Here is a 17,930-nt window from a genome sequence, read left to right as displayed (position 1 = left end):
GGCTCACGGGAGCAAGAATTTGTGACGGCGGGGTTTCCGGCCGACCAAGGTTCGGCGTGCCGGTCGAGGCCCGCCCACGTATCGTCCCGCCGAAAGGCGGACGTTCCTTAACGCCGGACATGGGGCCGATTCCCGACATCGAGAGCGGGAGCCCCGCGCCGACCCGGCGCCCCCGGGCGCCGTTCTTTCCGACGGCCGCCGGCCAGGGAGCAGTCGCCAGGGAGGCTCCGGGAGCGGTAAGCTTTCTCCAGGAGCCGACAAGCTGGAGAGGAGAGAACGACCATGCCGCGCCCAACGAAGTCCTATGATCGTCTGTCGGGCCTGACCGCCCTGGTGACCGGCGCCGGAACCGAGGGCGGGGGGCTCGGAATCGGCAAGGCGATCGCCCTCCTGTTCGCCCGCGAGGGCGCGAAGGTGGCGCTTGCGGACATCGACCGCTCACGGGCGGAAGAGACCCTGGAGATCATCACCCGGGGCGGCGGTGAAGGCCTGGTGGTCGTCGGGGACGTGACCGACCCGGAGGCCTGTGCGGCGATGGTCGCCCAGACCGCCGAGCGGTTCGGCGGGCTCGACCTCCTGGTCAACAACGTCGGCGTGGTCCCGAAGGGCGGGCGGCTCGAATTGATCGAAGTCGCGGACTGGCGGCGGAACGTGGACGTCAACTTCAACGGCGCCTTCCTGATGACCCGGGCGGCGATCCCCCACCTGCTCTCCAGCGCCGGGAAGGCGGTGATCAACATCGCTTCGATCGCCGGCATGCGCGGCTACGGCTCGACGAGCTACGGCGCCGCAAAGGCGGCGCTGATCCAGCTCACCAGGGACCTGGCGGTGATCTACGGCCCCGAGGGGCTGCGGGCGAACTGCATCGCGCCCGGCCACATGATGACGCCGATGGTGGAGAAGCTCGTCTCGCCGCAAGCCCGCGAGGCGCGCCGCCGGATCGCGCCGCTGGGGATCGAAGGCGACGCGTGGGACGTCGCCCAGGCCGCCGTCTACCTGGCGAGCGCCGAGGCCCGCTTCGTCACCGGGGTCTGCCTGCCGGTGGACGGCGGCGCCGTCGAAATCGGCCCCCTCCCGGCGTTCCACCGGATGAACCAGCCGACCTAGGGCCAGCTGTCAGGAGGCGGCGGGAGGGCGCAGCCGTCTCAGCCCACCTTGGCCCGCAGTTCGCCCAGCACCCGGGCGAGGTCGCCCTCGCGGAACGGCTTCTGCAGCACGGGAGAGCCGCGGTCCACTTCCCGCAGGCCCGCGTCGCCGTAGCCGGTGGCGAAGGCGAAGGGCGCGCCCTTCGCCCGCAGGAGGTCGGCCAGGGGGAAGATCGGCTGGCCGCCCAGGTTCACGTCCAGCACCGCGCAGTCGAGCTCGGCGGAATTGGCGAGCGCCACCGCCTCGTCCAGCCGCGAGGCCGGGCCCACCACCGTACAGCCCAGGTCGTCCAGCATGTCCTCGATCAACATCGAGACCATCATCTCGTCCTCGACCACCAGGACCCGTAGGCCGGCGAGGGCGGCGTTGTTGCTCATGCGTCGGACTCCAGGGCGTGCCGGGGCGCCTCCATGCGCCAAGGCAGCCTGGCGGGGATGGTAGTCGAGGCGCACGTGTCCGGAAAGCTTTCCCGCCAAGCTCTGTTCGGGCGGCCGCCCTCCGGACGCTCCGCCGGTCGGCGATCCGGGCCGCTCAGCCCAGGGCGCCGTCGGGGAACGGGCTGGGCGGGGAGATTTGCAACAAGGTGATCTGATTGCCTTTGCGGCCCATCACCTCGAAGCGGTGGCGGTGGAAGGCGAAGGTCTGGCGCACCTCGGGGATGGTCTGCGCCTCGTTGATCACCAGGCCCGCGACGGTGACGGCGTCGTCGTCCGGCAGGTCCCAGTTCATGGCGCGGTTGAGGTCGCGGATCGCCACCCCGCCGTCCACCAGCACCGAGCCGTCCGGCTGCGGCCGCACGCCGCGAACGGCGACGTCGTGCTCGTCCTCGATCTCGCCGACGATCTCCTCGAGGATGTCCTCCAGCGTGATCAGCCCCTGCAGGCCGCCATATTCGTCGACCACCAGGGCGAAGTGGTTGCGGCGCCGCAGGAACGCCGTGAGCTGGTCCTTCAGCTTGGTGGTCTCGGGGATGAACCAGGGCTCGCGCGCCAGGGACGCCACGTCCAGTTCGTCCAGGCGGCCGTCGGCGTCGGCGATGGCCTGCAGCAGGTCCTTGGCGTGCAGCACGCCCACGATGTTCTCCGGCTCGTCGCGGTAGAGCGGCACCCGGGTATGGGCGGTCTCCAGCATTGCGTCGACCAGCTCGCGCGGCGGCAGGCGGGCGTCGAGGATGGAGATCGCCGTCCGGTGGGCCATCACCTGGGTCACGTCCATGTCGGAGAGGTCGAGCACCCCGCCCAGCATGTGCCGGTCGCGGCTCTCCACCAGGCCTTCGGAGTGGTGGTACTCCACCGCCCCGCGGATCTCCTCGTGGGCGGCCAGCACGTCCACCGCCATGTCCAGCTTGACGCCGAACAGCCTGAGCGTCCTGCGCACGATCCACTGGATGGTGTAGATCATCGGCCCGAACAGCTTGACCATCAGCAGGGTCGGCCCCGAGAGGAACCGGGCCACGTCGTCCGAGCGCAGGATGGCCAGGGTCTTCGGCAGCACCTCGGCGAACACCAGCACCAGCACGGTCATCAGGGCCGTGGCCGCCGCCACGCCCCACGCCCCCGGGATCGCCCGGGTGATCACCTGGGTGGTCAGGGCCGAGGCCAGGATGTTGATCAGGTTGTTGCCCAGCAGCACCGCCCCGATCATCGTCTCCTGGTCGGAGAGCAGGCGGTTCACCCGCCGCGCCGGGCGGTCGCCCTCGCGCTCGAGCTGGTGCATGCGCGAGCGGCTGGCCCCGGTGAGCGAGGTTTCCGCCGCCGAGAACAGGGCCGACACCGCCAGCAGCGCGAAGACCACCGGCGCCAGCGCCAGGATCGCGGTCATGCGCCGGCTCCTTCCGTGACCAGGAAGTCGCGGACGGCGGCCGGATCGACCGCCTTGGCGACGAACGCCTCGCCCAGCCGGCGCGCCAGCACGAAGGTGAGGCGGCCGGCCTCGGCCTTCTTGTCCTGGCCCATGTGGGCGAGCAGGCGTCCGGCGTCGAAGGGATGGCCCGGGATCTCGGCCAGGGTGGTGGGCAGGCCGGCCGCCGCGATGGCCGCGGCCGCGCGGTCCGCGTCCCGGCCCGGGCAGAGCCCCTGGGCGGCGGAGAACCGGAACGCCAGCGCCTGGCCCGCCGCCACCGCCTCGCCGTGCAGCAGCGCCGCGCCATAGCCGGTCTCGGCCTCCAGGGCGTGGCCGAAGGTGTGGCCGAGGTTTAGCAGCGCCCGGCGGCCCTGCTCGGTCTCGTCCTCGGCGACGATCGCGGCCTTCATCTCCACCGAGCGGGCGACCGCGCGGCCCAGCGCCTGCGGCTGGCGGGCGACGACGGCGGCGGCGTTGGCCTCCAGCCAGTCGAAGAAGGCGGCGTCGCCCAGCAGGCCGTACTTCACCACCTCGGCGTAGCCGGCGCGCATTTCCCGCTCCGGCAGGGTGGCCAGCACGTCCAGGTCGGCCAGCACCAGCCGCGGCTGGTGGAAGGCCCCGATCAGGTTCTTGCCGTGCGGCGTGTCGATGGCGGTCTTGCCGCCCACCGAAGAATCCACCTGCGCCAGCAGGGTGGTGGGGACCTGCACGAAGTCGACGCCGCGCTTGTAGATCGCCGCCGCGAAGCCGGCGAGGTCGCCCACCACCCCGCCGCCCAGCGCCGCGATCAGGTCGCCCCGGTCGAGCCCGAGCGACAGCAGGCGCCCGCTTAGTTCCGCCAGCCCGGCGAAGCTCTTGGTCTGTTCCCCCGGCCGAATCACCACGGGCAGCGCGGCGATCCCGGCGGCCTCCAGCGCGGCGGCGAACCGCGCCCCGTGCAGCGACCAGACGGTCTCGTCGCTCACCACCGCCAGCCGCGGCCGCTTGAGGAGGGGGGCGATCCGGGCGCCGGCCTCGTCGATCAGGCCCGGGCCGATCAGCACGTCATAGGCCCGGCCGCCCAGGGCCACGGGCACGGTCCGGATCATTGCGGCTGGCTCTCCAGGAAGGCGCTCAGGCCCTGGAGGATCAGGTCTACCGTCACATAGTGGGCGGCGTCGCCGGTCTCCACGGTCACGTCGGCCTCGGCGTAGACCGGGTCGCGCTCCCGGGCCAGCCGGGCCAGGATCGCGATCGGCGGCTCCGGTCCCTGCAGCAGCGGGCGGTTGTCCTTGCGGCTCAGCCGCCGGGCCAGCACCTCCAGGTCGGCCTTCAGCCACACCGAGACGGTCTTGGCCTTGATCAGCCGCCGGGTCTCGGAGTTCATGAACGCCCCGCCGCCGGTGGCCAGCACGTGCGGCGGCTCGTCCAGCAGCCGGCCGATCACCCGCCGTTCGCCCTCGCGGAACACCGGCTCGCCCAGGTCGGCGAAGATGTCGCTGATCGAGCGGCCGGCGGCCAGCTCGACCTCGGCGTCGGCGTCGCGGAACGGCAGGTCGAGGACGCCGGCCAGGCGCCGCCCGACGCTCGACTTGCCCACGCCCATCATCCCCACGAGGGCGATGGTGCGGGCCTTCAGCGGTGCGTAGCGGTCCATGGAGTGCGCAGGCATACACGAGCCGCCGGGCTCGCGCCAACTTCACGGGATTGGGTTATGCTGCCGCCATGACTCTCACCCGGTTCGCTGCGGCCCTCGGAGGCGCGCTCGCCCTGGCCGCGCAGGCCCTCGCCCAGCCGGTGGAGGTGGTCCCGCTCGCAGCTCCGGACCTGTTCTCGCCGGCGGGACGCGACACCGGCCTGCCGCCCCACCTGTGGAAGGGGGCCTCCGCCGGCCTGGCCCGCAACGTGATCGCGCTGCTGGCGGCCAAGCCCCTGTCGCCGGCCGCCGCGGCGCTCGCCCGCCGGGTGCTGGCCACCGGCGCCGCGGCCCCCGCCGGGGCGGGCCAGGACCGCGCCCTGGCCGGCGCCCGCGCCGCCGCGCTCATCGCCCAGGGCGACCTGGCGGGCGGGGCCGCGATCCTCGGGCGAACCAACGGGGTGGAGCGTGATCCGCAGCTTTCCCAGGTCGCCGCCGAGGCCGCGCTCCTGTCCGGCGACGACGACCGCGCCTGCGCCGTCGCCGAGGCGCTCGGCGAGGGGCGCGAGGCCGTCTACTGGCTGCGCCTGCGCGCCTACTGCCAGGCCCGCGCCGGGCGTGCCGTCGCCGCCCAGCTCACCTTCGACCTCGCCCAGGCCCAGGCGAAGGACGCCGTCTACGCCCGCCTGATGGGCGCCAAGCTCAGCCCGTCGGGCAAGCCGGTGGCGGCCTCCCTGCGCAACGGCCTCGACTATGCGCTCTCGCGCGACCTCGCCCTCGACCTCGCCGCAGCCAAGCCCACGCCGGCGGTGGCCGCGGCGATGACCGCGGGCGCGCCCGGCGCGGCGGTCTGGACCGTCGAGCCCGGCCCCGGCGAGGCGCGTGCGGCCTTCGTGGCCCTGGGCGCCGGCGACCTCGCCCGCGCGCAGCAGATCCGCGGCGGGATCGTGCAGGACGACGCCGCCGGCGACCTCGCCGTCCTCGACGCCGCCCTGGCCGCGGCGGCCGGCAAGGCGGACGGCCTCACCCTCGACCGCCTGGTGGAGCGGGGCCGGGCGGGGGACCCGAAGGCGCGGCCGCGGGCCCAGGCCGCGGCCCTGCTGCTGGCCGGCCTCGGTGCGCCCTTGAGCGAATCGGCGCGGGCCGGGTTCGCGGGCTTCACCGCCGGCGCCGGCAAGACCCCGCCCGCCCGCCTGCTGGCGCTGGAGGACGCCGCCCGGGCCGGGCGGATGGGCGAGACGGCGCTGATCGCGTTGTGGATTGCCGCCGACGCCGGACCTGCGGGGCCGGCGGCCGGCGACCGGGCGCAGATCGTCCGCGCCCTGCGGGCCGTGGGCCTGGAGGCCGACGCCCGCGCCTTCGCCCTCGAAGGCTTCCTGGCGCTCGGATGAGCGGCGGCGGCTGGACCGAGGCGTTCCTGGAGATGATGGCGGTGGAGCGCGCCGCCGCCCGCAACACGCTGACCGCCTACGCCAGGGACCTCGCCGACGCCGAGGCCTTCCTGCGTGCTCGGGGAACCGACCTGGCCCGGGCGGGCGCCTCGGAGATCGAAAGCTATTTCGCCGCCCTGGGCGAGCGCGGCCTCTCGCCCGCCACCGCCGCCCGCCGGCGCGCGGCGCTGCGCCAGTTCTACCGCTTCGTGCTGGGCGAGGGCTGGCGGACCGACGACCCTTCCCGGCGGGTGGACGCGCCCCGGCAGGGCCGGCCGCTGCCCAAGGTGCTGAGCCGCGCCGAGGTGGACGGCCTGATCGCCGCCGCCGGCGCCCGCGACGGCGCCCAGGGGCTGCGGCTGGCCTGCATGGTGGAGCTGGTCTACGCCTCGGGCCTGCGGGTCTCCGAGCTGACCGGCCTCACCCTCGCCGCGGTGGCCCGCGACCCGGCCTACCTGATCGTCAGGGGCAAGGGCGGCAAGGAACGGCTGGCCCCGCTGAACGCCGCGGCCCGCACCGCGATCAAGGTCTATCTCGAGGTGCGCCCGGCGTTCCTGCCCGCCGGGGACAAGGCCAACGCCTGGCTGTTCCCCTCCCGCGGCAAGGCCCGCCGGCTGACGCCGCGCCGCTTCGCCCAGCTGCTGGACGAGGCCGCCGCCGGCGCCGGGGTCGATCCGGCCCGGGTGAGCCCGCACGTCCTGCGCCACGCCTTCGCCACTCACCTGCTGGACGGCGGCGCCGACCTGCGGGTCGTCCAGACCTTGCTGGGCCACGCCGACATCACCACCACCCAGATCTACACCCACGTGGCCGGCGACCGGCTGCGCGAGGTGGTGGAGACCAAGCACCCCCTGGCGCGGAAGTCCTGATCCTCCGTCGCTGCATCTGAAGGCGGGCGGCCTGCGAGGGCGCGCCGGCGATGCGGATCAGATCTTCGCTGAAAAGGGTCGGCGGCGGCAGGACGGTCGATTCGTCCACAAATGGTGGTAGCGATCCGCCGTCCGGCGCGGTCAAAGCAGGAGCGTCGCCGGGCCTTCGAAGCCGGGGAGCGGTCGTCGTCTGTATGGCGCGGGGCGCGAGTTGCGGGGCGCGATCGCGCCGCTGCGGATCCACCGGCAGGAAACGGAACGGGAAAATGCAGATCGGCTTGAACGTGATGGGCGTCGAGGCCCTGTGCGGCGGCGACGTCGAAGGCATGCTGCAGGTGGTGACCGAGGCCGACCGCAAGGGGGTGGACCTGATCTCGATCAGCGACCACCTCGGCTTCCAGAAGTCGGCGCATGCGACGCGGGGGAAGACGCACAACTTCCCGTTCGTGCTGGAGCAGCCCTGGTACGAGCCGATCTCGTTCCTGTCGGCCGCCGCGATGGTGACCAAGCGGGTGCGGCTCTCGACCTTCGTGTTGATCGCCCCGCTCAGGCCGACCCTGCTGCTGGCCAAGCAGCTCGCCACCCTGGACGTGATCTCCAAGGGCCGGGTGACCATCGCGCTGGGCGTGGGCTGGCAGGCGGAGGAGTTCCGGGCGGCGGGCATGCCGTTCGAAGGCCGCTTCGGCGACCTGGACGACCAGGTGGGCGGAATGCGCGCGCTGTGGGGTCGGCCGCCGGCCGCCTTCACGGGCCGCAACTTCGCCTTCGAGGACTTCTATTCCTATCCCCAGCCGGTCCAGGGCCAGGACCTGCCGATCCTGCTGGGCTTTAATCCGACGCCGAAGAACATCGACCGTATCGCCCGCCTGGCGCAGGGCTGGGCGGTGGACCCGGCTTACCGGTCGATCTTCGCCGACAAGGTCAAGGAGCTGCGCGCCGCCTGGGCCCAGCACGGCCGCGAACCCGGCAAGATCGAGATCCACGTGGCCCAGGGCGTCGTGCGCACGGCGGACGGCGCCCTCGACCTCGCCGCGATCAAGGCCGGCGCCAAGGCCCTGGAGGCCGAGGGCGCCACCATGGTGACGATGCGGCTCGCCGACTTCTGCCGCACGCGGGCCGACATCGACGGGATGCTCGACTTCGCGGTGAGCCTGAAGGGCTGAGCCGGAGCCGGAGCGCCGACGTATATTCCAGATAATCGGAGTGAAGTGTTGACGAGCTATTCGATCATCGGGGGCACTGGCGATCTTGGCGCGGCGCTGGCCCGCCGCTTGGCGTCCATCGGGCGTGAAATCTGGATCGGTTCGCGCGACCCGGCCAAGGCTGAGACGTTCGCTTCCGGCCTGTCGGCGGAGTTCCCCGACGCCCGCATCGGCGGCCTGGGCGTGGGCGACGCCGCGGCCCGCGCCGACGTCTGCTTCGTCACCGTGCCCTACGCCGCTCAGGCCGACACCCTGCAGCAGATTCGCGAGGGCGTGCAGGGCAAGATCCTGGTGGACGCCACGGTGCCGTTGAAACCGCCGGCGGTGGGCAAGGTGCAGCTCCCGGCCGCCGGTTCGGCGGTGGTGGAGGGCGCGGCCATACTGGGCGAGGGCGTGCGGGTGGTTTCGGCGCTGCAGAACGTCGGGGCCGAGAAGCTGGCGGCCGGGGGCGACATCGACGCCGACGTGCTGGTGGCCGGCGACGACGCGGCGGCGGTGGAGGAGATCCGGACCTTGCTCACCGACATCGGCCTCAGAAGCTGGCACGTGGGGCCGCTGGCCAACTCGGCCGCCGCCGAGGCCCTGACCTCGGTGCTGATCCAGCTCAACCGCCGCTACAAGATGGGCCAGGCGGGGATTCGCATCACCGGCAAGCCCCAGGTCTAGGAATCGGCGCCGCCTCCCGGCGCGTGGGATTATTCCGCGGCGGTCACGGCGACGGCGCCATTCCGACGGTCGACCATCGCTGCGATCGTGGCGGAATGTTCCTCGCCCCAGGCGCAAAGCGGAGCGAGCGACCGCGCGAGGCTGACGCCCAACGGGGTCAGCGAATAATCCACGCGCGGCGGAATCTCCTGGTGATCGGTGCGATCGACCACCCCGTCCGCCTGCAGTTCCTTGAGCTGTTGGATCAGCATCTTGTCGCTGACGCCGCGAACGCATCGCTTGAGCGCGCCGTAGCGGCGGGTCCCGTGCGCGAGATAAAACAGGATCAGCGGCTTCCATTTGCCGCCGATCACCGCGAGCGCGGCGTCAAGGCCGCAGGTAAATCGCTCGGTTGGCATGACGCCTCCTTCCCTTTTTTGATGCTTACCGAAAGATGTATACTGTTCAAATGAAAACTACCCTCCTAAGGCGGCTATCCAGAATTTCGCGCGTGGCAGGGCGGTCGATGTCAAGGGCGCCGGCGTCCGATGACAGCAGCTTCATGACCGGCAGCGAGGTTTCCGCGGACGGCGGCTGGGCTTAGATCTGAGCGCGGCCCGCCATCTGCGCGATCGAACGGCGCATCTGCGGGCTCACCAGCCCTTGAGCACCGGCATCACTACGTTCTATTTCAAAAACTTGCTGAACATGTCTGGTTCGAGGAGAACCAGACATGTTCTAGGTGCCCGCCCGCGGCGTATTCCATTTCGACGGGTCGAAATCGCCGAAATTCGATCCCGAGCCCTGGCGGCCTCCGCCGTCCACGATGATGTTCGCGCCGGTGACGTAGGCCGCCTCGTCCGACGCCAGGTAGAGGGCGGCGTAGGCGATCTCCTCCGCGCGCCCCATGCGGCGGATGGCGTGGTTCGCGGTCATCCGCTCGCGGACTTCGGGGATCGCGGTGGAGGCGGCCAGCGCCGGGGTGTCGATGGCGCCGGGGGTGATGCAGTTGACCCGGACGTTGGCCGAAGCGAGTTCGCCCACCAGGTGGTTGGTCAGCGCGATCACCGCGCCCTTGGCCGCCGCGTGCGCCGCGCCGCCCGGCGCCGCCTTGGCGCCCTCGAGCCCCACGGTCGAGGCGGTGTTGATCACCACCCCGCCGCCGCGGGCGCGCAGGTGCGGAACCGCGTGCTTCACCGCCAGGAAGATCAGGGTGATCTCGTTGGCCAAGGTGTAGTTCCAGTCCTCCAGCGACAGCTTCTCGACCGGATTGAACCGCGGCGCCGAGGCGTTGTTGTAGAGAATGTCGACGCCGCCGTAGGCCTCCGCCCCGAACGCCGCCCAGCGGGCGACCTGGGCCTCGTCCGTCAGGTCCAGGGGCGCCAGGGAGACCATCTCGCCGCCCTGCGCCCTGACCATCGCGACCGTCTCGGCGTCGCCGGCCGCCTTGACGTCGCAGCCCGCCACGCGGGCGCCCTCCCTGGCGAACAGCAGGGCCGCCGCCCGGCCTTGTCCGCCGCCCGTGCCGGTGATCAGGGCCACCTTGCCCGCCAGTCTTCCGGTCATGGGCCGCATCCTCCCCTCCCGATACGGTTGCGAGCCTTCGTACCGGGCGGTTCAGGTCATCAGGAGCCGGGGCGCGTCGCTTTGCAACCGGAAAGTCCGCAGGATATGACGCAGGCGTCAGCATGGGCCGGCGGTCCGGAAAGGTTGAAACCGCACCGCTCATATCTATTTCGTTGGCTTGGACCCTGGCTGCGTGTCGGCGCGGGGCGTCGCCGGGCCGAAGGATGAATCTGCAGATGACCACGACCGCCGAAGGACGCCGCCCGATCTCCGCGGAGGCGCTGTTCACGCCGTTCGACCTGGGGCCGCTTCACCTGCGGAACCGCGTCGTGATGGCGCCGATGACCCGCTACTTCTCGCCGGGCGGGACGCCGGGGCCCGGCGTCGCCGAATACTACGCCCGCCGCGCCCGGGCCGACGTGGGCCTGATCATCACCGAGGGGGTGTTCGTCGGCCACCCGACCGCAGGCTACGTCTCCACGGTGCCGCGCTTCTACGGCGACGAGGCGCTGGCGGGCTGGAAGGCGGTGCTGGACGCCGTGCACGCCGCCGGCGGCAAGATCATGCCGCAGCTCTGGCATGTCGGCGTGCAGTCGCAGCCGGGCGACGCGCCCGATCCCGCCCGGCCGCCCTCCAGCGCCTCCGGCCTGCTGGGCCCCGGGGCCCGCGTCGGCGAGCCGATGACCCAGGCCGAGATCGACGCCGCCATCGAGGCCTTCGCCGCCGCCGCCGCCGACGCGGCCCGTCTGGGGTTCGACGGCGTCGAACTGCACGGCGCCCACGGCTACCTGCTCGACACCTTCTTCTGGCACGGGACCAACGAGCGCCAGGACCGCTATGGCGGGGACCTCCCCACCCGCACGCGCTTCGTGGCGGAGATCGTGCGGGAATGCCGCAGCCGCACCCGGCCGGACTTCCCGATCGTGCTGCGCTTCTCCCAGTGGAAGAGCGTGGACTACGACGCCAGGCTGGCGCCCACGCCGGCGGCGCTCGAGCAGTTCCTCGCCCCGCTGGCGGACGCCGGCGTCGACATCTTCCATTGCTCGACGCGGCGGTTCTGGGAGCCGGAGTTCCCGGGCAGCGAGCTGAATCTCGCCGGCTGGACGCGGAAGCTGTCGGGGCGGCCGACGATCACCGTGGGCTCGGTCGGCCTGACCCAGGACCTGTTCGCGAGCTTCGCCGGCGGGACCGCGGCCGCCTCGGGAAACGTCGCCGACCTGGTGCGGATGTTCGAGCGCGGCGACTTCGACCTGTTCGCGGTCGGCCGCGCCCTGCTGGCGGACCCGGAGTGGGCGAGCAAGCTGCGCCGGGGCCGGCTCGACGAGTTCCGCGGCTTCAGCCGCGAGGCCATGGGCCAGCTCCTCTGACGGCATCGACCGGCGCCGTGGGGTTTCAGTGCGCGGTGGCCAGCAGGGGCGAGCCCGGTCCGCCGGCGATGAGCCAGCCGCCGTCCGACACGATCGTCTGGCCGGTCACATAGCTCGCCATGTCCGACAGCAGGAACACCAGCGGCAAGGCGATCTCCTCGACCTCGCCGCGGCGGGCCAGCGGGATCAGCCGACCCACGTTCTCGTTGCCCGGCATGGCCGAGGTCCGCACCGTGCGGATGGCGCCGGGGGCCACCGCATTGACGCGGATGCCGTGCGGCGCAAGCTCCAGCGCCATGCTCTGGACCAGGCTCATCAGGCCGGCCTTGGCGGCGCCGTAAGCCGCGTGCCGGGCGGCCGACTGGATGCCGCTGATCGAGCTCACGAAGGCCATCGCCCCGCCCTGGCCGGCCTTGATCATCTCGGCGGCCATCACCCGGCCGATCACGAAGGCGGGCTGCAGGTTGCGGCCGAGGTCCAGGCGCCAGTCGTCGAGGGTCATCTCCAGCAGCGGCTTGAAGAGGGCGATGCCGATCACCGAGGCCGAGCGCGTCGGGGCTCCCAACGCAGCGCTGATCTTCGCTGCCGCGGCCTTGACCTGGTCCTCCTCGCGGGCGTCGGCCTGGACCGCGACCGCCTTGCCGCCGCCGGCGACCACCGCCTGGGCGACCTGTTCGGCGAGGGCGCCGTCGATATCCACCACGCCCACGGCGCACCCCGCCTTGGCCAGCTGCTTGACCGTGGCTTCCCCCATGCCGGCCCCGCCGCCCCACACCACGGCCACCTTGTCCTGCAAATCGAGGAAGTCGTGCATGTCGGCGTTTCCCGGGTAATTCTTGCTGTTGCAGCCATGATCGGCTTCGGCCGAGGCAACGGTCAAGTGAGGTTTCATCCGTATATACGGAATTACTCATATATTTAGGCTCTTAGACGACGCACTCCGGCGCGGATGTTCTGGTCTTCTGCGGAGAAGATAAGATTTGGATGATTATTTCTTGACGATCCGCAGGACGCATGGCGGTCAACCTCAGCTGTCCGGCAGGGAGATGTTGTAGAGCCGGGACGCATTGCCATGGATCATCTGCCGCTTTTCGCTGTTCGGAACGCCGATGAAGCTGTCCTCGATCACGCGGCGGCTATACGGCCAATCGTGCCGGTGGTGCGGATAGTCGTTCGACCACATCATGTTGTCGACGCCGATCGAATGCCGGTTCAGGACCGCGAACGGCTCGCGGATGAAGGTCACGTAGAAGTTGCGCCGGAAATATTCCGAGGGCGGCGCCTTGAGCTGGGAGCCCGACCACACCCGGTTGCGCCACCAGTGGTCGTCGAGGAATTCGAGGAAGTGCGGGATCCATCCGGCGCCGGTTTCGGCGAGGACGACGGTCAGGGCCGGAAAGCGGTCGAACATCTCCGAGAGGATCATCTTGCTGACGAAGTCGGAGGCGCCGGCGACGGCGCCGCTGATCTTCTGCAGCGGGATCTTGCCGCCCGGGTCCTGGGCCGTGGGCGGCGGAGGCTTGCGCCGGCCGGCCTGCGCCAGGCCGACGTGGATGTGGACCGGCATGTTCAGGTCCTGCGCGGCGGCCCAGAAAGCGTCGTCGGCGGCGCTCAGGGCCTCCCCGCCCGAGGGCCAGCCGGAGATGATCACCCCACGCCGGCCTGCGCGCCTGGCGTCGTTCAGGTGCGCCACGGAGACCCGGATGTCGGTGGCCGGCATCTGTTCCAGTCCGATCAGGCGCGCTGGATCCGCCGCGCAGAACTCCTCCGCGAGCCACCGGTTGTAGGCTTCCACGCCGGCGACGTGGAACGCATCGTCCTCCTGGGCCATGAAGGCCCCCATCGTGCGCTGCGAGGGGTAGATGACCTCGGCGCTCACGCCGTCGATGTCCTGCTCATCGAGGCGGGCGCGGCCGTCGAAGGCGCCTTGCCGGATGCTGTCGTAGGTGGACCCGAACCAGTTGTTCTCCTCATACCGGCGGCCCCAGCGTCCGGCGTTGGTGACCAGCCCGATGGGCATCGGCGTCCCGCCGGGGCTGAACTCCCAGGCGTCGCCGCCTTCAGGGTCCTTCACCAGGCGGGGCGCCTTGGCGGCGAAGCGCCTGTCCAGGTAGCGATCCCAGATATGCGGCGGTTCGACGTTGTGCCCATCGGCCGAGATGATATGGCGCTCGATCATGGCCGGCTCCCTAAGCAAGGCTCAAGATGAGGCTAATTCCGCCGCATGCTTCCAATAAGTGGATATTTCCGATAGCCCTTATCTGGGTAATCGATAAGGAAGCCGATGCGCTTCACGCTAAAGCAGCTCGTCGTGTTTGAGGCGGTGGGCCGGCTCGGCAGCGTGTCGAGGGCGGCGGCCGAGATCCCCTTGAGCCAGTCGGCCGCCAGCACCGCCTTGGGCGAACTGGAGAACGCGCTCGGGCTGCCGCTCTTCAACCGGCGCGGCAGGCGGATCGGCTTGAACGAAAATGGGCGCCGGCTGATGGTGCAGGCCCGGTCGCTGCTCAGCCAGGCCGCCGACATCGACAGCGTCACCCGGCCCGCTCCGGCGAGCTTGCAGGGCGTCCTGCGCGTCGCGGCGACGCCGCAGATCGCGAAGACCTACCTTGCCGAGGCCTGCGCCGGCTTCCTGGCTTCGCATCCGCAGGTGCGTATCGCGCTCGCCGTCCACGAGGCCAGCCAAGTGCTCGACCAGGTCGCCAACATCGGGGTCGACCTCGGCTTCGTCGACGTGCCGTGCAACCGCAGCGGACTGGTGGTGGAACAGATCGGCGAGGACCGGCTCGAGGTCGTCGCCTCGCCGGCGCATCCCTTCGCCCGGATGGGCCGCATCGGGCTGGATCAGCTGCGCTCCGCCTCATGGGTGCTGCGGGAGAGCGGCGCGTCCGTGCGCTCGCCGCTGACCATGGCGCTCGGCCAGGCCGATCCCGTCCTGCGGATCGCATTGGAGGCGAACGACGACGAGGTCCTCAAGCGGGCGGTGATCGCGGGCGCCGGACTGGGGTGCATGTCCGCCCGGGCGCTCCGCGCCGAGCTCGTCGCGGGCGGCCTGGTGGCGCTCGACACGGACCTGGCGCTCAGGACCCTGCTGATCATGGTCACCGCCCAGGGCCTCAATCCGGGCCGGCTCGCCCCCGCTTTCGCGGCGTTCGCCCGGCCCGCTTTCGAACAGGCGAGCTGCCGATGAAACCGACGGACGTCCTTCCCGCGCGGCAGCCCGCCACCATCAAGGACATCGCCAACGCCCTCGGTCTGTCCCACTCCACGGTCTCGCGCGCGCTCAACGATTTTCCGCACATCAGCGCGGAGACGAAGGCGCGGGTCCGCGAAAAGGCGGCCGAGCTCGAATATGTCGTGAACTCCGGCGCGCGGACCTTGCGCCACGCCAGCAGCTCCCTGATCGGCCTGGTCGTCCCGCACTCCACCAACGAATTGTCCGCGACGATGACCCGCGTGCTGGCCTCGAGGTGCCAGCGCGCCGGCTATCAGCTGGTGCTCAGCATGTGCGACGACGACGAGGAGATCGAACTTCGCCAGGTCAAGGCGCTGCGTCAGGCCCGGGCGTTGGGAATCATCATCATCCCGGCGCCCAACCTGCTCGAGGAAACCGCGCAACTGCTATCGTCCGCCAGCGTCGTCCAGTTCTCCCGCAGCCATCCGCGCCTTTCCGCGCCCGCCGTCTCGATCGACGGCGCAAAGGGCGTGGCGGCGGCCATCCACCACCTCGGCCAGCTGGGCCACCACAGGATCGCCTACGTCGGACTGACGTCGGATCTCAGCACGGGGGCGAGCAGGTTCGCGGGCTTCCGGCGCGGCATGGAGTCGTGCGGCGCGCCGATCGATCCGGCGCTCGTCCGCCAGGGTCCGGGACTGGGCGAGTTCGGGCGGACGGCGGCCGCGGGCCTGTTGCAGTCACCGGCCCCGCCGACCGCCATCGTCTTCGGCACCACGGAGCTCACGTCGGGCGGTTACGAAGCCATCCGGCGCGCGGGCGTCCGATTGCCGGAAGACCTGTCGGTGATCGGCTTCGGCGATCCGCCCTGGTTCCGGCACGTCAGTCCCACCCTGTCGACCATCGCCATGTCGTTCGAGGAGGCCGCCGAAACGGCGATCTCGCTGCTGCTCCGACGGATCGCCGAGGCGGCGGAGGGCAGGCCTCCGGAGCCGGCTGTGTCCCTGGTGCTGGACCCCTATCTGATCGTTCGCGAGACCACCGGGCGGCCGCGCGCACGCCCGGGATTCTGACGCGCGGCCCGCCGGTCCGGCGCGTGCGCACGAATGCAGCACACGTGTGTATGAAATCGCTCTCCGCACCCGGAGGATCGAGGGACTCCGACGCCACATTCCCGGTTGCGAGCCCAGGTATACCGTGTGCATATCGGGGCCGATGAACGGCGCACGGGACATCGCGATCGTCGGCGTGTACGCGACACGTCAGCAGAGGCGATCCGGCCGCACCACGCTTTCCCTGACGATGGAGGCGATCCACGGGGCCCTGGCCGACGCGGGCGTCTCCATGGCCGAGGTCGACGGCTACGCCTCCTTCGGCTTTCCCGCCGGCAACGGGACCGGCTTCGACGACGGCGTCATCGCCTATCAGTTCGGCCAGGCGATCACCCTGACGGTCGACGGCTCGGGGGCCAAGGCGGTGCTGATGGCGGCGGCCGCCATCCGCTCGGGCCTGGCGAGCGTGGTGATCGTCCCGGGCGGCGCGTCCCATTCCGCCGACGGGACCATGGCCGGCCACACGCGGCCGTCATACGAGTTCACGGAGTGGACCGGGTCGATGACGCCCGCCCAGTACGCCCTGGTCGCGCGCCGGCACATGTACGAGTTCGGCACGACCGTCGAGCAGATGGCCGCGGTCGCCGCCAACAGCCACTGGAACGGCGCTCTGAACCCGGAGGCGGTGCGCTTCGGCCAGGAGCCGATGACCGTCGAGAAGATCCTCTCCGCGCGGATGATCGCCGAGCCGCTGACCCTGCCCATGTGCTCCCTGGTCAACGACGGCGCGAGCTGCGTGGTCGTGACGTCGGCCGAGCGGGCGCGCGATTGCCGCCACCCGCCGGTGTGGGTGGTAGGCGGGGCGACGGTCACCTACGGCAACAGCTATTTCGAGGCCCCGTCGCTGAACCGGCTGAAGAGCCGCGAGCTGATGCTGGACGGCTTCCGCCGGGCCGGTGTGACGCATGACGAAACCGACATCGTCATGTGCTACGACCACTTCGCTCACGGCCCGATCCTGCAGATGGAGGCGCTGGGCTTCTGCGAGGTGGGGGAGGGCGGCGCCTATACCCCGACCGTCATGGGGCTGGACGGCGCCCATCCGATCTGCCCCGACGGCGGCAACCTCGCCTACAGCCACCCGGGCAACCCGTTCAACTTCAAGCAGATCGAGATCGTCCGGCAATTCCGCAACCAGGTGCCGGACCTGTGCCCCGGCTGGCGCGACGGCGTGCACACCTACGACCGGGCGCTGTGCCGCAAGGTGCGCGACCCCAAGCTGGCCGTCGGCTGCGGCCCGCTCACCGACGGGCGTCACGCCTTCACCCTGCTGGCGAGGGACTGAGATGCCGGACGGCGGCTTTCCGCGCCCGGCGCCGACGCCCCTGTCGCAGCCGTTCTGGGCGGCGGCGCGCGAAGGCCGGCTGGTGCTGCAGCGCTGCGGCGCCTGCGGCGCCTATCGCTGGACGCCGCAGCTGCTGTGCATTCGCTGCCGCTCCGAGGACTACGCCTGGACGCAGGTCAGCGGCCGGGGCCGGATCTACAGCGCCACCGTCGTGCAGCGCGCGCCGACGCCGGCCTTCCAGGTCCCCTATGTGGTGGCGGTCGTCGAGCTGGTGGAAGGTCCGCTGATGCTGACCCGCCTGGTGGACTGCGATCCGGCGCAGGTGGAGATCGGCCAGGCCGTGGAAGTCGCCTTCACGAAGCTGGACGAGGAGATCAACCTCTACACCTTCCGCCTGCCGCGTCCCGCAGCCTGACCTGCCGAGGCAAGGGCGTTTGGAGCGTGATAGCCGGAAGTGGAGGCCGGTTCCGGCGACCATCACGCTCTATTTCAAAGACTTGCTGAGCATGTTTGGTTCGAGGAGAACCCAAGCATGCTCCTAGCCGCCGGGCGGCGGCGGCCCGGCGACCACCAGGGCGTCGACCACCACGGCGCGGTGCGGCTGGACCAGCACCGGGTTGAGGTCCATCTCCTGGATGCGGTCCCCGGCGGCGAGGCCCAGGGCCGCCGCCCTCAGGAC

Annotated in this window: 18 protein-coding genes; 10 read left to right on the top strand and 8 right to left on the bottom strand. The window is 71.2% G+C overall.

All coding sequences use genetic code 11. The features are described 5' to 3' along the window. Nucleotides 1-282: 282 nt before the first annotated feature. Complete coding sequence (locus VGL30_RS00090; RefSeq protein WP_331535498.1) at nucleotides 283-1,107, top strand: glucose 1-dehydrogenase; 825 nt, start codon at nucleotides 283-285, stop codon at nucleotides 1,105-1,107. 38 nt (nucleotides 1,108-1,145) lie between these two features. Here the strand turns inward: VGL30_RS00090 and VGL30_RS00085 are convergent, their stop codons facing one another. The 4 genes from VGL30_RS00085 to VGL30_RS00070 all read right to left on the bottom strand — a co-directional run bounded on the left by VGL30_RS00085 (nucleotide 1,146) and on the right by VGL30_RS00070 (nucleotide 4,639). Further along, nucleotides 1,146-1,523, bottom strand: a complete 378-nt coding sequence (locus VGL30_RS00085; protein ID WP_331535496.1) for a response regulator — start codon at nucleotides 1,521-1,523, stop codon at nucleotides 1,146-1,148. A gap of 154 nt (nucleotides 1,524-1,677) precedes the next feature. After that, nucleotides 1,678-2,967, bottom strand: coding sequence for an HlyC/CorC family transporter (locus VGL30_RS00080; RefSeq protein WP_331535494.1), 1,290 nt, complete (start codon nucleotides 2,965-2,967; stop codon nucleotides 1,678-1,680). Then, nucleotides 2,964-4,076 carry a 3-dehydroquinate synthase gene (aroB, locus tag VGL30_RS00075; protein ID WP_331535492.1) on the bottom strand — a complete coding sequence of 371 codons (1,113 nt, stop codon included), beginning with the start codon at nucleotides 4,074-4,076 and terminating at the stop codon, nucleotides 2,964-2,966. Before aroB ends, VGL30_RS00080 begins: the two co-directional genes overlap by 4 nt. Beyond that, nucleotides 4,073-4,639, bottom strand: coding sequence for a shikimate kinase (locus VGL30_RS00070; protein WP_331535490.1), 567 nt, complete (start codon nucleotides 4,637-4,639; stop codon nucleotides 4,073-4,075). The genes aroB and VGL30_RS00070 overlap by 4 nt, the downstream gene beginning before the upstream one ends. Before the next feature lie 53 nt (nucleotides 4,640-4,692). Between VGL30_RS00070 and VGL30_RS00065 the strand changes: the two genes are divergently transcribed. The 4 genes from VGL30_RS00065 to npdG all read left to right on the top strand — a co-directional run bounded on the left by VGL30_RS00065 (nucleotide 4,693) and on the right by npdG (nucleotide 8,770). Beyond that, a complete protein-coding gene (locus VGL30_RS00065) occupies nucleotides 4,693-5,994 on the top strand; it encodes a hypothetical protein (RefSeq protein ID WP_331535488.1) in 1,302 nt (433 codons plus the stop codon). Beyond that, nucleotides 5,991-6,902 (top strand): site-specific tyrosine recombinase XerD, encoded by a 912-nt coding sequence (locus VGL30_RS00060; protein ID WP_331535486.1) that lies wholly within the window; start codon nucleotides 5,991-5,993, stop codon nucleotides 6,900-6,902. Before VGL30_RS00065 ends, VGL30_RS00060 begins: the two co-directional genes overlap by 4 nt. 266 nt (nucleotides 6,903-7,168) lie before the next feature. Continuing rightward, the gene (locus VGL30_RS00055; protein WP_331535484.1) at nucleotides 7,169-8,065 is read left to right on the top strand and encodes a TIGR03619 family F420-dependent LLM class oxidoreductase; all 897 of its coding nucleotides are present in this window, start codon (nucleotides 7,169-7,171) and stop codon (nucleotides 8,063-8,065) included. A gap of 48 nt (nucleotides 8,066-8,113) precedes the next feature. Then, on the top strand, nucleotides 8,114-8,770 hold the full coding sequence (gene npdG / locus VGL30_RS00050; protein ID WP_331535482.1) for an NADPH-dependent F420 reductase: 657 nt from the start codon (nucleotides 8,114-8,116) through the stop codon (nucleotides 8,768-8,770). Nucleotides 8,771-8,799: 29 nt separating this feature from the next. On the opposite strand, the gene VGL30_RS00045 is transcribed toward npdG, so the two are convergent. Both VGL30_RS00045 and VGL30_RS00040 read right to left on the bottom strand, forming a co-directional pair. Next, nucleotides 8,800-9,168 carry a helix-turn-helix domain-containing protein gene (locus VGL30_RS00045; RefSeq protein WP_331535480.1) on the bottom strand — a complete coding sequence of 123 codons (369 nt, stop codon included), beginning with the start codon at nucleotides 9,166-9,168 and terminating at the stop codon, nucleotides 8,800-8,802. 319 nt (nucleotides 9,169-9,487) lie between these two features. Beyond that, a complete protein-coding gene (locus tag VGL30_RS00040) occupies nucleotides 9,488-10,315 on the bottom strand; it encodes an SDR family NAD(P)-dependent oxidoreductase (protein ID WP_331535478.1) in 828 nt (275 codons plus the stop codon). 266 nt (nucleotides 10,316-10,581) lie between these two features. Between VGL30_RS00040 and VGL30_RS00035 the strand changes: the two genes are divergently transcribed. Continuing rightward, entirely contained in the window at nucleotides 10,582-11,682 is a 1,101-nt protein-coding gene (locus VGL30_RS00035) for an NADH:flavin oxidoreductase (RefSeq protein ID WP_331535500.1), read from the top strand. 25 nt (nucleotides 11,683-11,707) lie between these two features. Here VGL30_RS00035 and VGL30_RS00030 read toward each other — a convergent pair whose 3' ends face one another. Continuing rightward, nucleotides 11,708-12,562: an SDR family NAD(P)-dependent oxidoreductase gene (locus VGL30_RS00030; RefSeq protein WP_331535476.1), complete on the bottom strand. Its 855-nt coding sequence runs from the start codon at nucleotides 12,560-12,562 to the stop codon at nucleotides 11,708-11,710. Nucleotides 12,563-12,709: 147 nt separating this feature from the next. Further along, complete coding sequence (locus VGL30_RS00025; RefSeq protein ID WP_331535474.1) at nucleotides 12,710-13,861, bottom strand: amidohydrolase family protein; 1,152 nt, start codon at nucleotides 13,859-13,861, stop codon at nucleotides 12,710-12,712. A gap of 105 nt (nucleotides 13,862-13,966) precedes the next feature. Between VGL30_RS00025 and VGL30_RS00020 the strand changes: the two genes are divergently transcribed. From VGL30_RS00020 to VGL30_RS00005, 4 genes are all read left to right on the top strand, one after another. Continuing rightward, nucleotides 13,967-14,869, top strand: coding sequence for a LysR substrate-binding domain-containing protein (locus VGL30_RS00020; RefSeq protein ID WP_331535472.1), 903 nt, complete (start codon nucleotides 13,967-13,969; stop codon nucleotides 14,867-14,869). Beyond that, the gene (locus tag VGL30_RS00015; protein ID WP_331535470.1) at nucleotides 14,866-15,927 is read left to right on the top strand and encodes a LacI family DNA-binding transcriptional regulator; all 1,062 of its coding nucleotides are present in this window, start codon (nucleotides 14,866-14,868) and stop codon (nucleotides 15,925-15,927) included. Before VGL30_RS00020 ends, VGL30_RS00015 begins: the two co-directional genes overlap by 4 nt. 142 nt (nucleotides 15,928-16,069) lie before the next feature. After that, nucleotides 16,070-17,251, top strand: a complete 1,182-nt coding sequence (locus tag VGL30_RS00010; protein WP_331535468.1) for a thiolase family protein — start codon at nucleotides 16,070-16,072, stop codon at nucleotides 17,249-17,251. A 1-nt stretch (nucleotide 17,252) separates the two neighbouring features. Further along, complete coding sequence (locus tag VGL30_RS00005; RefSeq protein ID WP_331535466.1) at nucleotides 17,253-17,666, top strand: Zn-ribbon domain-containing OB-fold protein; 414 nt, start codon at nucleotides 17,253-17,255, stop codon at nucleotides 17,664-17,666. Nucleotides 17,667-17,930 lie beyond the last annotated feature (264 nt).

This window comes from Phenylobacterium sp. (assembly GCF_036502675.1).
Lineage (GTDB): Bacteria > Pseudomonadota > Alphaproteobacteria > Caulobacterales > Caulobacteraceae > Phenylobacterium.
Note: the sequence above shows the minus strand (reverse complement) of the source record. Positions and strands in the feature narration are given on the sequence as shown.

Coding starts and splice junctions, on each gene's coding strand:
- VGL30_RS00090 (WP_331535498.1), top strand. CDS start 283: ATGCCGCGCCCAACGAAGTCCTATGATCGTCTGTCGGGCCTGACCGCC.
- VGL30_RS00085 (WP_331535496.1), bottom strand. CDS start 1,523: ATGAGCAACAACGCCGCCCTCGCCGGCCTACGGGTCCTGGTGGTCGAG.
- VGL30_RS00080 (WP_331535494.1), bottom strand. CDS start 2,967: ATGACCGCGATCCTGGCGCTGGCGCCGGTGGTCTTCGCGCTGCTGGCG.
- aroB (WP_331535492.1), bottom strand. CDS start 4,076: ATGATCCGGACCGTGCCCGTGGCCCTGGGCGGCCGGGCCTATGACGTG.
- VGL30_RS00070 (WP_331535490.1), bottom strand. CDS start 4,639: ATGCCTGCGCACTCCATGGACCGCTACGCACCGCTGAAGGCCCGCACC.
- VGL30_RS00065 (WP_331535488.1), top strand. CDS start 4,693: ATGACTCTCACCCGGTTCGCTGCGGCCCTCGGAGGCGCGCTCGCCCTG.
- VGL30_RS00060 (WP_331535486.1), top strand. CDS start 5,991: ATGAGCGGCGGCGGCTGGACCGAGGCGTTCCTGGAGATGATGGCGGTG.
- VGL30_RS00055 (WP_331535484.1), top strand. CDS start 7,169: ATGCAGATCGGCTTGAACGTGATGGGCGTCGAGGCCCTGTGCGGCGGC.
- VGL30_RS00045 (WP_331535480.1), bottom strand. CDS start 9,168: ATGCCAACCGAGCGATTTACCTGCGGCCTTGACGCCGCGCTCGCGGTG.
- VGL30_RS00040 (WP_331535478.1), bottom strand. CDS start 10,315: ATGACCGGAAGACTGGCGGGCAAGGTGGCCCTGATCACCGGCACGGGC.
- VGL30_RS00025 (WP_331535474.1), bottom strand. CDS start 13,861: ATGATCGAGCGCCATATCATCTCGGCCGATGGGCACAACGTCGAACCG.
- VGL30_RS00020 (WP_331535472.1), top strand. CDS start 13,967: ATGCGCTTCACGCTAAAGCAGCTCGTCGTGTTTGAGGCGGTGGGCCGG.
- VGL30_RS00015 (WP_331535470.1), top strand. CDS start 14,866: ATGAAACCGACGGACGTCCTTCCCGCGCGGCAGCCCGCCACCATCAAG.
- VGL30_RS00010 (WP_331535468.1), top strand. CDS start 16,070: ATGAACGGCGCACGGGACATCGCGATCGTCGGCGTGTACGCGACACGT.
- VGL30_RS00005 (WP_331535466.1), top strand. CDS start 17,253: ATGCCGGACGGCGGCTTTCCGCGCCCGGCGCCGACGCCCCTGTCGCAG.